This is a genomic window from Ruegeria sp. CDSB117, from assembly GCF_059611005.1.
Window position 1 is genome coordinate 159,547 of sequence record NZ_JBXWOS010000003.1, and the last position, 14,502, is coordinate 174,048.

Genomic DNA, 14,502 nt, shown 5'->3' on the forward strand with positions numbered 1-14,502 from the left:
TCTTCGGACTATCGCCAGTTTCGTATGAAATGCGCTGTTATTCATAGAATTCTACGCCATTTCGATCTCAAGTACAGACACATTTCCGACATAAGAAACAGGAAACGCGGCCCCGTTTGGGACCGCGCCTTTTCAGTCAGTGCGAAGCGGATCAGTTCAGAGCCGCATCCGTGATCTGGTGCGTCCAAGCGCCGTCTGGCTGCTTGGTGATCACAGGATCGGAACCGCCCGCCAACAGGGTGGCAACGGTGCGCTCAAAATCGGCAGGGTCCAGCGAACCGTTCGAACCAGAGGTCAGCTTCGCGATCTCGCCCATCATGCGTTTCTGGTGCTCTTCGGTCTGGGCGCCGGTCTCATCGTTTTCCAGCACGATATCGGCTGCCTCATCCGGATTTTCTTCGGCGTATTTCCAACCCTTCATTGAGGCGCGAACGAAGCGCTCCATCTTGTCGACAAACGCAGCATCCTCAAGGTTCTCTTCCAGAACATACAGGCCGTCCTCCAACGTCGCGACGCCCTGATCTTCGTATTTGAAGGTCACCAGTTCATCCGGGTTGACGCCGGAATCGATGACTTGCCAGTATTCGTTATAGGTCATGGTGCTGATGCAATCGGCCTGACGCTGCAGCAGCGGGTCCACGTTGAAGCCTTGCTTCAGAACCTCCACACCGCTTTCGCTTTTGCCACCCGTGTCGATGCCCAGTTGGCTCATCCAGCTCATGAACGGGAATTCGTTGCCAAAGAACCAGACGCCCAGCGTGCGATTCTTAAGGTCTTCTGGCGCGGCAATCCCGGCATCCTTCCAACAGGTCAGCATCATGCCCGAGCTTTTGAACGGCTGCGCGATATTAACCAGAGGCAGACCCTTTTCGCGTGCAGCCAGCGCGGCGGGCATCCATTCGACGGTCACGTCAGCGCCGCCACCTGCGATCACCTGCGTCGGTGCAATGTCTGGTCCGCCGGGCAGAATAGTGACGTCCAGCCCCTCTTCCTCGTAGAACCCCTTGTCCTTGGCAACATAGTAGCCCGCGAACTGAGCCTGCGTGACCCACTTCAGTTGCAATGTCACCTCATCCGCAGCGAAAGCCGAACTGGCGGCCAGACTAAAGGCGGCTATCGCCCCGCTGAGTAGCTTATTCATCTTCATATCTCCTAGTTGCTGTTGGTGCCCCTTTTGGGGTCTGTTGAATTATTGTTTTATCCACGTTGCGACGGGTGCCAGAAGGTCACCGCCTTTTCGATCATGGCGACAAGGCCATAGAATGCGGTCCCGGCCAAAGCGGCCACCACAATCTCGGCCCAGACCATGTCCAGCGACAATTGCCCCACGCTGGTGGATATCCGAAAGCCCATGCCAAGCGTGGGCGAGCCAAAGAACTCTGCCACGATAGCGCCGATCAACGCCAGGGTGGTAGAAATCTTTAAGCCGTTGAAGATAAAGGGCATCGCGGCGGGCAATCGCAGCTTCAAGAAGCTCTGCCAATAGGTGGCCGCATAGGTCTCCATCAGGTCGCGCTGCATGGCCGTGGCCTCACGCAGACCAGCCACGGTGTTGACCAGCATTGGGAAGAACACCATCACCACGACAACGGCAGCTTTGGAGTGCCAGTCGAACCCAAACCACATCACCAGGATGGGTGCGGTCCCGACAATTGGCAGCGCTGCGACAAAGTTCCCAACGGGCAGCAACCCAAGTCGGAGGAAATCCCAGCGATCCACCGCAATTGCCATCAGGAATGCGGCGAAGCACCCAATGATGTACCCGCTGAACGCGCCCTTTATGATGGTCTGAACGAAGTCCTCCCACAGGATCGGCAGGCTATTGGCAAAGCGCACCGCAATTACGGATGGCGCCGGCAGTATGACCAAAGACACGTCTAGGCCTCTGACCAGCAGCTCCCATATGACAATGATCGTTATGCCAAAAATGAACGGAGCCAGAAATCGCACCATGCGCGTGTCCGCATAAGGCCCGCTGGCCAGACGGCTATTCAGCCACCAACCCAGGACCCAAACGACGATTGCAAACAGCACTAGTATCATTGCGCCATCCCCATTCTTTTCAGGACCTTCCGTTCTACAAGCCCCAGCAACCCGACCAGGCAGGCCGCCAGAATGGCCGCTGCAAACAAGGCCGACCAGATTTGCACGGTTTGCCCATAGTAGCTGCCTGCCAGCAGACGCGCACCCAAACCGGCCACCGCCCCTGTTGGCAATTCACCAACGATGGCGCCGACCAGCGAAGCCGCAATGCCGATCTTCAGGGACGTAAACAGATATGGCATCGATGCAGGCAAGCGCAGCTTCCAGAACCCCTGCGACCGGCTGGCGCTGTAAGTGCGCAGCAGGTCCAGTTGCATTGCATCCGGGCTGCGAAGCCCTTTGACCATACCGACAACCACAGGGAAGAAACTCAAATAGGCCGAGATTACCGCCTTGGGGATGATCCCCTGAATGCCCACCGAGTACAGCACCACGATAATCATTGGCGCCAAAGCGATGATGGGAATCGTCTGGCTGACGATGGCCCATGGCATCACCGACAGGTCCATGACGCGGCTGTGCACGATCCCGACCGCCAGCAGAATGCCCAATCCAGTACCGATCACAAAGCCCAGCATCGTTGCGCTCAGCGTGACCCAGCCATGATAGATAAGTGACCGTTTCGAAGTGATTTTTTTCTGTACAGTGGTCTCCCAAATCTCGACGGCGACCTGATGCGGCGCCGGCAGGCGGGGCCGGTCCTGCTCCCACGTGGCGGGGATGGCAAAGCTGTTATTCAACACCAGTCCGAATTCGGACATATCCCGACGATCCTTGGCCGAGGGTGGCTGAACCTCGGCTCCGGCACGTTCCTGTTCGGTCAAAACACCTTTGATGTTCATTGGAATACAGGCCGCGTACCAAAGGACGACTATCACCGCGAGAACGGTCAGAACGGCCCAGAAAGCTTTGAAACCATCATTCATCGTCCGCATGCCCCGCCCGCAGACCCTCGCGCACACGATGCGCCACTTCGATGAACTCAGGCGTGTCGCGGATGTCCAAGGGACGTTCTTTCGGCAGCGGGCTGTCGATCACATCCGTTATCCGCCCTGGTCGCGGGCTCATCACCACGATCTTGGTGCTCAGATACACGGCCTCGGGGATCGAGTGCGTGACGAAACCGATGGTCTTTTCGGTGCGGGCCCACAGCGCCAAAAGCTGTTCGTTCAGGTGATCGCGCACGATCTCATCCAGCGCCCCAAAGGGTTCGTCCATCAACAAGATATCGGCGTCAAATGCCAACGCCCGCGCAATACTGGCGCGCTGCTGCATGCCCCCGGATAACTGCCACGGAAATTTTCCACCGAACCCTTCAAGATCAACAAGTTCCAGAACGCTTCTCACGCGCTCATCCTGCTCGGCAGACGAATATCCCATGATCTCAAGCGGCAGCTTGATGTTCTTGGCGATGGTGCGCCAAGGATACAGCCCCGCCGCCTGAAACACGTAGCCATAGGCCCGGTTCCGCCGCGCCTCATCCGGGGTCATGCCATTGACCGTCAGGGTTCCTCCGGTCGGTGTTTCAAGCGCAGCGATACATCGCAAAAAGGTGGTTTTCCCGCAGCCTGAGGGACCGATGAAGCTGACGAAGTCACCCTTGTCGACCGTCAGATTTACGTCTTTCAGCGCGTGAATTGGCCCGTCATTGGTTTGGAAGGTCAGGTCAAGCCCTTGCGCCTGTACCACTGCTTGATTGGAGGATGCTTCACTCATGCACATTCATTCTGTTGGTATTTCATTACTTCGGAAACGCGACGCGTTTCCTGTCGCTTCAGGATCAACAATCCAATCAGCATCGACGATGGTAGAAGAAACCAGATACTGCTTTCCCAGCCTGAAGTATGGAGGAGATAGTTTTCTGAGAACTCGCCATGCGCAAGTCCACCAGTTAGCCAGCAGACCAGTATGGCGCATCCTGAGGCCGCCACAACGGAGGCAGAATTCGCGCGATTGACCCGGTATAAAAACCCCCGGACGCCGAGATACGCAACAAAACTTGGAAACAACCCCACAAGCACGTAATTCAACCACGCTATCGGAAAAAGCAACGCAGTCCCTACAGCAAGTGCGACGCCATTGTCGAAACTGATTGATGCACCGCCAACAAAGATTTGGGCGAAAGCTAGGACTATAGCTCCAAGAATTGCCACGATGCCCGATACGACCAAAAAGGAGGCGAAACGAAAAACGCTGGGACGCCAGTACCCTCGCAATTCAACCAGCTTTCCTTCTGGGCTTTCTGTCTCAGACGCAATTGCGTTGTCAGGTTGAACGTCTGTCTGCTCGCCGACATTGCCCGGTACAATAACAAAAAATCCCGCAAGCACAGCGGCCGGAACCATCGCCAGCAGGTACACACTGTCATAAAGAAACTGCAGCCAGATATTGCCCTCCGGATTGGCCAAGTAGATGGCCAATGCGAAAAGAATCCACCCCAAAACCCCCAGTAATCCCGAGACAATCAAATTGGAGGGGCCCGGTTTAAGCCCAGCTCTACGGCAAAGCACATGCAAAGCTTTTTGAACAAAGAACCCAGGCAATACAGCCGCCACGGCGATCGGCAACCACACAACAGTGGCGTAAAATTGCAGCAGCCGCACCCAAGAACCAAGCTGAACAAATGGAACACGTTCCCAACCAATGACTGGCCAGACAAGCGGAAGCACCAGTGCAAATTGAAACGCCAGAAAGACAGACGCCAGCACAAAGATAAAAAAGCGCTTAAACCTGATATCAACGTGTTTGTGGTAATTCATGATGCTTGCTCAAACCAACCTGACAATTCTTGCGTACCTTTGTCGATTGGTAGGCCATCTATCTTTTGCTGGGCACCCATCATACGCCCGTCGCCGGGATGCCCGTCCGTTCAACCGGCCGAGGCGCGGTCAGCTCTTTCCAGGTGCTTAGCGCTTTGTTCACAGTGGTATTGGCCTCACGTGCAACGAAATCGCCGTGGCCTTCCTGCGTGCGGATTTCCCCATCATGCACAGCCACATGCCCTCGCGTAAGGGTAAAGCGCGGCAGGCCTTTAACCTCTTTGCCCTCGAATACATTGTAGTCGATCGAGGATTGCTGCGCATCGGCACTGATCGTCTTGGACTTTTCAGGATCCCAAACCACCAGATCCGCATCAGCGCCAACCAAAACAGCGCCTTTTTTCGGATAACAATTCAGTATCTTAGCGATATTGGTTGAAGTCACCGCCACAAACTCGTTCGGCGTCAACCGTCCGGTGTTCACCCCATGGGTCCACAGCATAGGCATCCGATCTTCAAGTCCGCCGGTGCCGTTCGGGATCTTGGTAAAGTCGCCCACACCATAGCGCTTCTGCTCGGTGGTAAAGGCACAATGGTCTGTTGCCACAACGCTCAACGATCCCGATTGCAGACCGTTCCACAAGCTGTCCTGATGCTGCTTGTTCCGGAACGGAGGGCTCATAACCCGACGTGCCGCATGATCCCAATCCTGGTTGAAATACTCGCTCTCATCCAGTGTCAGGTGTTGGATCAGAGGTTCGCCCCAAACCCGCTTGCCCTGCAATTTGGCCCGCCGGATCGCCTCATGCGCATCCTCGCAGGACGTATGCACCACATAAAGCGGCACCCCTGCCATATCGGCGATCATGATGGCGCGATTGGTTGCCTCGCCCTCAACCTGCGGCGGGCGGGAATAGGCATGCGCCTCGGGGCCGTTGTTCCCCTCGGCCAGCAGCTTAGCACTGAGTTCAGCCACCACATCGCCATTCTCGGCATGCACCATCGCAATACCGCCCAGTTCGGACAGGCGCTTGAACGAGGCGAACAACTCATCGTCATTCACCATCAGCGCGCCTTTGTAGGCCATGAAGTGCTTGAACGTGTTGATCCCCCGCGTCTCGATCACCGTCTTGATGTCATCGAACACCTGCTCCCCCCACCATGTCACGGCCATGTGGAAGGAATAGTCACAGTTTGCACGGGTGGATTTGTTGTCCCATCGCTTCAGCGCGTCCAACAGGCTTTCGCCCGGGTTGGGCAGCGCGAAATCGACAACCATCGTGGTGCCGCCCGCCAAAGCGGCCCGCGTTCCACTTTCGAAATCGTCACTGGAATAAGTGCCCATGAAGGGCATCTCAAGATGTGTATGCGGGTCGATCCCGCCGGGCATGACGTAGCAGCCCGTGGCGTCCAGTTCCTTGTCGCCCTTCAAACCCAGACCGATTTCAGTGATAACACCGTCCTCGACTTTGACATCTGCTTTGTAGGACAGATCGGCGGTAACGACGGTCCCGTTCTTGATCACAATAGACATGTTTTTCTCCCTGCGGGCGCTTTGCGCCTCATGTTGTTTTGATGTGAGAACCCGGCAGTCAGGCCGATTCCCTTTTATTCAACGATTTCTGCAGTTTCGACGACGGCGTGAAGCAAGACATCCGCACCTGCCGCGGCCCAATCCTTGCTGATCTCTTCGGCTTCGTTGTGGCTCAATCCGTCAACGCACGGGCACATGACCATCGCAGTCGGTGCCACGCGGTTGATCCAGCAGGCATCATGCCCTGCTCCCGAGATGATATCGGTATGCGAGTATCCCAGCCGCTCTGCCGCATCGCGAACCGCTGCAACGCAGCCATCGTCAAACTTCACCGGATCAAACCCGCCAACCTTTTCAAATTCGATCTGCAGGCCCATCTCATCGACAATGTCCTCAGCTGCCACGCGCAGACGGTTTTCCATATCAGTAATGACGTCCAGCTCGGGCGAACGGAAATCGACCGTGAACACAGCCTTGCCGGGGATCACGTTACGAGAGTTTGGATAAACATCGATGTGCCCAGCTGCGCCAACAGCGTGAGGTGCGTGGGACCACGCTATCTCGTCTACCTTCTCCAGAATGCGCGCCATCGCCAGCCCGGCGTTCTTGCGCATTGGCATCGGAGTCGAGCCGGTATGAGCGTCCTTGCCGGTCACGGTGACTTGGGTCCAGCTCAGGCCCTGCCCGTGTGTCACAACACCGATATCCTTGCCCTCGGCTTCAAGGATTGGGCCTTGTTCGATATGCAACTCAAAGAAGGCATGCATCTTCCGAGCACCGACTTCCTCGTCGCCCCGCCAACCAATACGCTGCAATTCATCCCCGAACTTCTTGCCCTCGGCATCTTCACGGTCATAGGCCCAGTCCTGCGTGTGCATTCCTGCAAACACGCCCGAAGACAGCATTGCCGGTGCGTACCGAGTGCCCTCTTCATTGGTCCAATTGGTCGCGATGATTGGATGTTTCGTCTTGATCCCCAGATCGTTGAGCGTACGAATGATCTCCAGCCCACCAAGCACCCCGAGAACACCATCATACTTGCCACCGGTTGGCTGCGTATCCAGGTGCGAGCCGACATAGACGGGCAGCGCCTCGGGGTCGCTTCCTTCGCGGCGAGCAAACATGTTGCCCATCTGGTCCAACCCCATGGTGCAGCCAGCATCCTCGCACCAACTCTGGAACAAAGCGCGCCCTTCTGCGTCTTCATCCGTCAGGGTTTGACGGTTGTTGCCGCCCGCAACACCGGGGCCGATCTTGGCCATCTCCATCAGGCTGTCCCAAAGTCTGTCGCCATTGATCCTGAGGTTTTGCGCCGGAGCTGCCATCTTGTTCTTCCCTGTTGCTTGCGATTTGGCTCGCTTTTGGTGTCTTGATTTGACCATCTGGTCAAACTCACGCTATCACGGGTTCGACATCAGTCAAGAAATTGCATGGTGCCGCCGGAAAATTCGGCATATTTGGTGCCCGCTTGGCGGAAAAAGAGACAGTCAGGAAACATGCCCAAAGACCGCGCCCCGACCCGAATTCAGAAAAAGAACCGCGCCGCGATTCTCGAAGCCGCACTGAACGTTTTTTCGGCGCATGGTTTTCGTGGGGCGACTGTCGATCAAATCGCGACCGAGGCCGGGCTAAGCAAACCGAACCTGTTGTATTATTTCCCGTCGAAAGAGGCGATCCACACAGCCCTGCTGTCAGGCCTGCTAGAGGTCTGGCTTGCCCCACTGCATGATCTGGACGCGGATGGCGATCCGATGGAAGAAATCCTCGCCTATATCCGCCGCAAGCTGGAAATGAGCCGAGATCTGCCGCGCGAAAGCCGCTTGTTTGCGAACGAGCTGGTTCAGGGCGCTCCGCGCATCCACGAATCTCTGTCGCACGACCTAAAATCTCTGGTGGATGAGAAAACGGCAATACTCACACAGTGGATGGATCAGGGCAAAATCGCGCGCCTGCACCCCCATCACCTGATTTTTTCAATCTGGGCGCTGACACAGCATTACGCCGACTTCGACGTTCAGGTCCGTGCCATTCTGGGTGACGAAGATCCCTTTGAGGGGGCCGAACCGTTTATCGACACGCTGTATCGGAAACTTCTTACGCCATAGAAGAACCGCTTTTTTCGGCGGTCCCTATTCTCAGGTAATATTGGCGGAATGCCACACATTCTTGACAACCATGTAGTTGTCCAGCCCCTCGGTGCCGCCTTCGCGACCATAGCCGCTGGATTTCACCCCACCAAAGGGGGTTTCGGGCATGGAAGCCTCCAGCGTGTTGATCGACAGGTTACCAATCTCAACCTCATCAATCAGCCGGTCGATATAGTCCGCGCGATTTGTGAACGCGTAACCGGCCAGCCCATAGGGCACCGAGTTTGCTTTGACGATTGCATCATCCAGTGAGGATACCGGATTAATCACAGCCACCGGACCAAAAGGTTCCTCCTGCATGATCCGGGCGTTGTCGGGCACGTTCAGCAGGACGGTGGGCTGAAAGAAGTACCCTTTGTCACCATGTTTGGCGCCACCCGTGGCAACCGTCGCGCCCTTTTCACGGGCGTCTTCCACCAATTCGGTCAATGCAGGCACCCGCCGGTCATTTGCCAAAGGACCCATTTCCACATTTTGGTCCATGCCGTTTCCGACAACAGTTGCTGCAGCGCGTTCAACAAAAGCTTTGGCGTAATCTTCAAAGATGCTTTCATGCACAAAGAACCTTGTGGGCGATGTGCACACCTGCCCGGCATTGCGCATTTTTCGAACTGCGCTTGAGATCCCGGCCACTTTCACATCTGTGTCTTCGCAGACAATTACTGGCGCGTGGCCACCAAGTTCCATCAGCACCGAAGTCATATGTTCTGAGGCCAAGGTAGTCAGATGCCGCCCTACAGCGGTTGAGCCGGTGAAAGCCACAAGCCTTACAGGATCCTGCGGGATGAGGTGGTCTGAGATTTCTGCCGGCTCTCCGAACACCAGGTTCAGGACGCCCGCAGGAAGACCGGCATCTTCAAAGGCTTTTGCAATATGTATTGCCCCGGCGGGTGTTTCTTCTGCCGCCTTCAGTATGATCGAGCAGCCCGAAGCCAGCGCGCCAGCGATTTTGCGTGCTGGTTGGCTCATCGGGAAATTCCAGGGTGAAAAGGCTGCGACGACACCGATAGGCTGGTGATGAACGGAAAACTTGTGACCCGGAGCCGCAGGGATGACCCGCCCATAGGTCCGCATCGCCTCGCCCGCGTCCCATTCAAAGAACTCTGCCCCTCGGATAACCTCAAGCCTGGCCTGCTTCAGCGGCTTGCCGTGTTCCATGGTGATAGCATGGGCAATCTCTTCCTGACGTTCTCGCATCAGCGCAGCAGCGCGCAGGATTGTGTCGGAACGTTCGCGCGGTGAGGTGCGGCTCCATACGCGAAACCCTCGGACTGCAGCCTCCAGGGCGTCATCCAGATCCTGCTTTGAGGCGCATGGAAGACGACCGATTTCATCCTCGGTCGCCGGATTCACAACCGGAATGTCGCGGCTGGTTGTGCGCCATTTGCCTGCAATGAACAGCTTGAGCTCAGGATACATGAAACCGTTGCCTCCGAATTTGACCATTTCAAATCACGCAAAGGCTGGCATTACTTCAAGTGAATTGGGGGAATACTGATATCAATTTGGCGAATACCTGACCTCATTTCCGCCGTGCCGCCTCATGCAGCGCCGATTTGAAGGCCCGACCGGCGGGCGAAAGATCGGCATCTGCCCGAAACGAGACGCCAATCGGCCCTTGGCCAAATGGGACGTCCCAATCCAAAGGCGATAAGTAGCCGTGGGCGATGTCCTGCGAAACGACCTCGGCCGGCATTAGCCCGATCAGATCCCGCGACTGTAACAGGGCCCGGTTGGTCAGGTAGGACACGGATTCGATCATCACAGGCGGAACGTACTGCTGCTGACCAACGAAGAAATGATCAAGCTGACGCCGCAGCGTGGTTTCAAGCGGTGGCACAATCCAGCCAAAAGGTTTGATCTGCGCGAACGAGATGTTTTGACGTTCGGACAAGGGATGCTGATTGCCGACAATCGCCAGAATACGGTCTTCAAACAGCTTTTCCTGCCTGATCTTATCGCGATGCCGATGGGATGGCAGGCGCCCGACCACCATATCGATCTCGCCCGAAAGCAACCGCGGCATCAGGACTTCGTTCGTGCCTTCGTTAATCTTGATGGCCACATTCGGACGGTCAGCGAGCAGGATTTCAATAGCCGTTGGCAGAAGGCTGGTCGAGGCTGCCAGCAGAGTTCCCACCACAACGCGGCCTGCATTTCCTTCGTTCAGGTCGTCCAGTTCCTGCGCGGCGTTCGAGACCTGCGCAAAGATCAGCTTGCCATGACGGATCAGGGTTTCTCCAAACACGGTCGGGATCACGCCCCGATTGGTTCGGCTGAACAGCTTGACCTCAAAATCCAGTTCAAGATCCTGAATCATCTTGGTTGCTGCGGGTTGTGAAATGCCCAGCTCGCGTGCTGCGTTCTGGATGTTGCCATGCGCACCCACAGCAACCAGCAGGCGCAGTTGGCGCAGTTTCAGCCGGGTCAGGGCGCGATCGACGATGCGTGAGTGACGTCCCACCATGGTCAGATCACAATTGGGTCCAGAAGCTGTTCGACCTTGGCCACCACGCTCATGGCCGCCAGGGCAGAACTGCGTGGATTGTCCGGCAGGGACTTCCCGCTGATCTGGAAATGAAACCGCCCGAATTCGCCTTGGGCCTCGATCTCGTGAGTGTTGCCGTTGGCTGAAGGGTCCGCAATCAGTTGAACCTGCGTGTCATCGAACCCTAGCCCAGCCAAAGCGACTGCCGCCGCCACGTTTGCATTTTTGGGATAATTCAACGCGGCCTCACGAGCGGTGCCATTGAAATGCGTTTCCGGCTTGGTGAGATTTGCGAGGTCTAACTTGTCCTCAGCGATTGAACCTTTCCAGCCCTGCGGTGGCTTGCGCCCGACATAGATAACCTTGTCCAACTTGCCGGTCGCAGCCGCACCAAGACAATCCAGCGCACCGATGGCGCCACTGGCCAGGTGCAGCTTGGCCCCCCCGCCGCGAGCTGAGGACTCCAGTGCATCCGCGACCTGCCGGTCTGCCAATGCGCCGATGGATACGGTGACCATATCAATTCCACGGGACAAAACCTGAGGACCGTACTCCGCCAACGCGTGATGGCCCGCGCAGTCGATCACCAGATCTGCTCTGGAAGTGAGATCTTTTACAGCGCTCACAAATAAATCCGGATCCTGCGAAACGCTGCTTGCGCGAACCAGAACCGCATGAACCTGATGCCCTCGCGCCTGAATGGCATCCAAGACATGCTGCGCGATCGCGCCTTTTCCAATCAATCCAATCTTCATGCGGCAAACTTAACCCAGAGCCAAAGATTCCTAAATTGATATTCTATGGATATTCTAATTTCTGATATCCAATTCCCAGCTTTCGCATTGGATCAGACGATATGATCAGGCTTTCTAAGCAGGATAACCAAAAGGTCCGCCTGATATGAATTACTCTAAACACGATGCAAAAGCCTATGCGCGCGCGCACATGACCGGTATCTGGGCGGCGGCCCTGAACCCGTTCAACGATGATTTGTCACTGGATGAGGCAGGCCTGAGGTCAAACATTCGTCACTGGATCGACGATCTGGATATTCAGGGCCTGTTCGTTGCGGGGAAACAGGGCGAGTTTTTTTCGATGAGCCTTGATGAGCGCAAGCGCAACTTTGAAATTGCGGTCGATGAATGCGCGGGCAAGGCCGGTGTGATCGTCTCGGTCTCGGACCAGAACATGGACACCGCGCTGGAACTGGCCCGTCATGCGCAGGATTGCGGAGCTGATTACATAGTTCTGCACGCGCCTGTCCTGAGCTTCGTTCAGGATCGTGGCGAAGTTCTCTACCAGTACTACAAACGGTTCTGCGATGAACTGGACATCGGGATCGCGATGTGGAGCCACCCTGACAGCGGCTACCTGATGCAGCCCGAGGAGTGCGCGCGAATTGCAGAGCTGCCCAATATCGTGGCGATCAAATACTCAGTCCCACGTGAGATGTATGTGAAACTGACCCATATGGTTGGAGACAAAATCCATGTCTCAACCTCGGCCGAACATGAATGGTTGGACAATATTCTGGAGCTTGATTGGAAATTGTACCTATGCTCGTCCCCGCCCTATCAGATCCAGTCCAAGAACGATCAGCGCATGAACGAATACACGCGGCTGGCGTTTGCCGGCAAAGCAGATGAGGCGCGCAAGGTGTTTGACAGCCTGAACCCGGTTCGGGACGCGATGAAGCGAACCAAACCTGCAGGCAAACCCACCGCTTTTGGAAAATACTGGCAAGAGCTGCTGGGACAGGTCGGAGGGCGTGTGCGGCCCCCAATGCTTGAACTGACGGATGCGGAAAAAGAGATCATCTGCAAAGGGTTCGCGGAAAGCGGCCTGAAGCCATAGCCACATCGATATAAGCAAATCGGATATCTAGATACGGATAATTTCTTTGCGGTTATGAAAAAACAGGCCAAACTTCTGCCAACAGGGAGTGGGACATGTCGAAGTTAAGTGCATTCAACTTTCAGAAATGGATCGACGAACACCGTCACCTGCTGAAACCGCCGGTCGGCAATCAACAGGTCTGGGAGGACGCAGACCTGATGGTCACCGTTGTTGGCGGGCCGAACAAACGGACAGATTACCACGACGACCCTGTCGAAGAGTTCTTCTATCAGCTGGAAGGCGACATGGTGCTGAAGCTGTATGACGGAGAGGAATTCTATGACGTTCCGATCCGCGAAGGTGAGATCTTCTTGCTGCCGCCGCATGTGCGCCATTCACCACAAAGACCGCAGGAAGGCTCAATCGGATTGGTGATCGAACCCAAACGGCAAACAGGCGAGCTGGACGCGATCGAATGGTATTGCTTTGAATGCGGCACCCGCGTTCATCGGGCCGAGATGCAATTGCAGTCTATCGTCAAGGACTTGCCGCCGGTCTACGAAAAATTCTATTCATCAGAAGAAGACAGAACATGCCCGAACTGCCAGACCGTGCATCCGGGAAAAGAGCCGCCAGAGGGCTGGGTCACACTCTGAGATGAACAAACAACAGGGAAGAACATGAAACATTTTGCTAAGATCGCCGCTTCGGCTGCAGCGCTTGCTGTGACATCGCTAGCTGCCCATGCAGATGAATTCCGTCTGGGCCTGATCACGCCACCTCCGCATATCTGGACCAAGGCGGCCGAGTCCTTTGGGGCCGAGCTGAACGAAGCCAGCGGTGGTGCCCATACCGTATCTGTATTCCCTGCCCGTCAGTTGGGCAACGAGGCAGAGATGCTGCAACAATTGCAAACCGGCGCGCTGGACATGGCATTCATGACCGTGGCCGAAGTGTCGAACCGCGCACCTGAGCTGGGTGCGTTTTATGCGCCGTATCTCGCGGATGATATCGGCCACGCGGGGCGCATCCTGCGTTCGGATGCCGCAAAATCGATGCTGGAACCCCTGCCTGGTCAGGTTGGCGTTGTAGGCCTAGGTTACGGTATGGCCGGGCTGCGCCAGATCGTCAGCCGGGGCGATGTGTCTTCGGCAGAGGATCTGTCGGGCCTGAAACTGCGGATCACGCCGTTCACGCCTATCCTCGATTTCTACAACGCGGTCGGAGCTGCCCCGACGCCGATGCCGCTGCCTGCGGTCTATGACGCGCTGGCCAATGGGCAGGTCGATGCCATTGATATGGATGCTGAACTGATCTGGGTGCTAAAATACTACGATCACGCCGACACGATCGTTCAATCCGACCACATGATGTTCCCGATGGTCGGGCTGGTCTCGGCCAAAGTCTGGGCGGGACTGTCCGAAGAAGACCGCGCAATGATCGGTGAATTGATGGCAAAACACGTCGACAGCACCATCGACGCCTACGTTGCCAACGAAGCGAAGTGGCTGGAACAGATCGAGGGAACCGGCAAGGCCTACAAGAAAGTCGATGCCTCATTCTTTGGCGACGCTATTGAGGAGTGGAACGGCATCTGGTCTGAAAAAACCTCGTCCCTTGACGCGCTGCGGGAGACTGCGGCAGAAACCAAATAAAGTTGAACGTTTCAAGGAAAGGGCGCAGGTCAATCCTGCG

General features: G+C 56.1%; 14 protein-coding genes. 4 read left to right on the forward strand and 10 right to left on the reverse strand.

Annotated elements, in window-relative coordinates:
- Positions 1-151: 151 nt before the first annotated feature.
- The 7 genes from AC2FJC_RS05410 to AC2FJC_RS05440 form a co-directional block, all read right to left on the reverse strand.
- Positions 152-1,141: an ABC transporter substrate-binding protein gene (locus tag AC2FJC_RS05410; protein ID WP_496738709.1), complete on the reverse strand. Its 990-nt coding sequence runs from the start codon at positions 1,139-1,141 to the stop codon at positions 152-154.
- 56 nt (positions 1,142-1,197) lie between these two features.
- Entirely contained in the window at positions 1,198-2,043 is an 846-nt protein-coding gene (locus AC2FJC_RS05415) for an ABC transporter permease (RefSeq protein WP_109312097.1), read from the reverse strand.
- The gene (locus AC2FJC_RS05420; RefSeq protein ID WP_496738833.1) at positions 2,040-2,969 is read right to left on the reverse strand and encodes an ABC transporter permease; all 930 of its coding nucleotides are present in this window, start codon (positions 2,967-2,969) and stop codon (positions 2,040-2,042) included. The genes AC2FJC_RS05415 and AC2FJC_RS05420 overlap by 4 nt, the downstream gene beginning before the upstream one ends.
- On the reverse strand, positions 2,962-3,759 hold the full coding sequence (locus AC2FJC_RS05425; RefSeq protein WP_496738710.1) for an ABC transporter ATP-binding protein: 798 nt from the start codon (positions 3,757-3,759) through the stop codon (positions 2,962-2,964). The genes AC2FJC_RS05420 and AC2FJC_RS05425 overlap by 8 nt, the downstream gene beginning before the upstream one ends.
- The gene (locus tag AC2FJC_RS05430; protein WP_496738711.1) at positions 3,756-4,802 is read right to left on the reverse strand and encodes a hypothetical protein; all 1,047 of its coding nucleotides are present in this window, start codon (positions 4,800-4,802) and stop codon (positions 3,756-3,758) included. Before AC2FJC_RS05430 ends, AC2FJC_RS05425 begins: the two co-directional genes overlap by 4 nt.
- 79 nt (positions 4,803-4,881) lie before the next feature.
- A complete protein-coding gene (hydA, locus tag AC2FJC_RS05435) occupies positions 4,882-6,336 on the reverse strand; it encodes a dihydropyrimidinase (protein ID WP_496738712.1) in 1,455 nt (484 codons plus the stop codon).
- 74 nt (positions 6,337-6,410) lie between these two features.
- The gene (locus AC2FJC_RS05440; RefSeq protein WP_496738713.1) at positions 6,411-7,661 is read right to left on the reverse strand and encodes a Zn-dependent hydrolase; all 1,251 of its coding nucleotides are present in this window, start codon (positions 7,659-7,661) and stop codon (positions 6,411-6,413) included.
- A 171-nt stretch (positions 7,662-7,832) separates the two neighbouring features.
- On the opposite strand from AC2FJC_RS05440, the gene AC2FJC_RS05445 reads away from it, so the two are divergent.
- The gene (locus tag AC2FJC_RS05445; RefSeq protein ID WP_496738714.1) at positions 7,833-8,441 is read left to right on the forward strand and encodes a TetR family transcriptional regulator C-terminal domain-containing protein; all 609 of its coding nucleotides are present in this window, start codon (positions 7,833-7,835) and stop codon (positions 8,439-8,441) included.
- A gap of 30 nt (positions 8,442-8,471) precedes the next feature.
- Here the strand turns inward: AC2FJC_RS05445 and AC2FJC_RS05450 are convergent, their stop codons facing one another.
- From AC2FJC_RS05450 to AC2FJC_RS05460, 3 genes are all read right to left on the reverse strand, one after another.
- Positions 8,472-9,902 carry an NAD-dependent succinate-semialdehyde dehydrogenase gene (locus tag AC2FJC_RS05450; RefSeq protein WP_496738715.1) on the reverse strand — a complete coding sequence of 477 codons (1,431 nt, stop codon included), beginning with the start codon at positions 9,900-9,902 and terminating at the stop codon, positions 8,472-8,474.
- 103 nt (positions 9,903-10,005) lie between these two features.
- Positions 10,006-10,950 carry a LysR substrate-binding domain-containing protein gene (locus tag AC2FJC_RS05455; RefSeq protein ID WP_496738716.1) on the reverse strand — a complete coding sequence of 315 codons (945 nt, stop codon included), beginning with the start codon at positions 10,948-10,950 and terminating at the stop codon, positions 10,006-10,008.
- A gap of 2 nt (positions 10,951-10,952) precedes the next feature.
- Positions 10,953-11,726 (reverse strand): aspartate dehydrogenase, encoded by a 774-nt coding sequence (locus tag AC2FJC_RS05460; protein ID WP_496738717.1) that lies wholly within the window; start codon positions 11,724-11,726, stop codon positions 10,953-10,955.
- Between the two features lie 145 nt (positions 11,727-11,871).
- Between AC2FJC_RS05460 and AC2FJC_RS05465 the strand changes: the two genes are divergently transcribed.
- The 3 genes from AC2FJC_RS05465 (at position 11,872) to AC2FJC_RS05475 (ending at position 14,462) form a co-directional block, all read left to right on the forward strand.
- Positions 11,872-12,825 carry a dihydrodipicolinate synthase family protein gene (locus AC2FJC_RS05465; protein WP_496738718.1) on the forward strand — a complete coding sequence of 318 codons (954 nt, stop codon included), beginning with the start codon at positions 11,872-11,874 and terminating at the stop codon, positions 12,823-12,825.
- A gap of 95 nt (positions 12,826-12,920) precedes the next feature.
- On the forward strand, positions 12,921-13,463 hold the full coding sequence (locus AC2FJC_RS05470; protein ID WP_058273852.1) for a 3-hydroxyanthranilate 3,4-dioxygenase: 543 nt from the start codon (positions 12,921-12,923) through the stop codon (positions 13,461-13,463).
- A 24-nt stretch (positions 13,464-13,487) separates the two neighbouring features.
- Entirely contained in the window at positions 13,488-14,462 is a 975-nt protein-coding gene (locus AC2FJC_RS05475) for a TRAP transporter substrate-binding protein (RefSeq protein ID WP_496738719.1), read from the forward strand.
- Positions 14,463-14,502 lie beyond the last annotated feature (40 nt).

Bases quoted from the DNA above. Each gene is read 5' to 3' on its own strand.
- AC2FJC_RS05425 (WP_496738710.1), bottom strand. From the start codon at position 3,759: ATGAGTGAAGCATCCTCCAATCAAGCAGTGGTACAGGCGCAAGGGCTT.
- AC2FJC_RS05445 (WP_496738714.1), top strand. From the start codon at position 7,833: ATGCCCAAAGACCGCGCCCCGACCCGAATTCAGAAAAAGAACCGCGCC.
- AC2FJC_RS05460 (WP_496738717.1), bottom strand. From the start codon at position 11,726: ATGAAGATTGGATTGATTGGAAAAGGCGCGATCGCGCAGCATGTCTTG.
- AC2FJC_RS05470 (WP_058273852.1), top strand. From the start codon at position 12,921: ATGTCGAAGTTAAGTGCATTCAACTTTCAGAAATGGATCGACGAACAC.
- hydA (WP_496738712.1), bottom strand. From the start codon at position 6,336: ATGTCTATTGTGATCAAGAACGGGACCGTCGTTACCGCCGATCTGTCC.
- AC2FJC_RS05465 (WP_496738718.1), top strand. From the start codon at position 11,872: ATGAATTACTCTAAACACGATGCAAAAGCCTATGCGCGCGCGCACATG.
- AC2FJC_RS05450 (WP_496738715.1), bottom strand. From the start codon at position 9,902: ATGTATCCTGAGCTCAAGCTGTTCATTGCAGGCAAATGGCGCACAACC.
- AC2FJC_RS05430 (WP_496738711.1), bottom strand. From the start codon at position 4,802: ATGAATTACCACAAACACGTTGATATCAGGTTTAAGCGCTTTTTTATC.
- AC2FJC_RS05455 (WP_496738716.1), bottom strand. From the start codon at position 10,950: ATGGTGGGACGTCACTCACGCATCGTCGATCGCGCCCTGACCCGGCTG.
- AC2FJC_RS05420 (WP_496738833.1), bottom strand. From the start codon at position 2,969: ATGAATGATGGTTTCAAAGCTTTCTGGGCCGTTCTGACCGTTCTCGCG.
- AC2FJC_RS05440 (WP_496738713.1), bottom strand. From the start codon at position 7,661: ATGGCAGCTCCGGCGCAAAACCTCAGGATCAATGGCGACAGACTTTGG.
- AC2FJC_RS05475 (WP_496738719.1), top strand. From the start codon at position 13,488: ATGAAACATTTTGCTAAGATCGCCGCTTCGGCTGCAGCGCTTGCTGTG.
- AC2FJC_RS05410 (WP_496738709.1), bottom strand. From the start codon at position 1,141: ATGAATAAGCTACTCAGCGGGGCGATAGCCGCCTTTAGTCTGGCCGCC.
- AC2FJC_RS05415 (WP_109312097.1), bottom strand. From the start codon at position 2,043: ATGATACTAGTGCTGTTTGCAATCGTCGTTTGGGTCCTGGGTTGGTGG.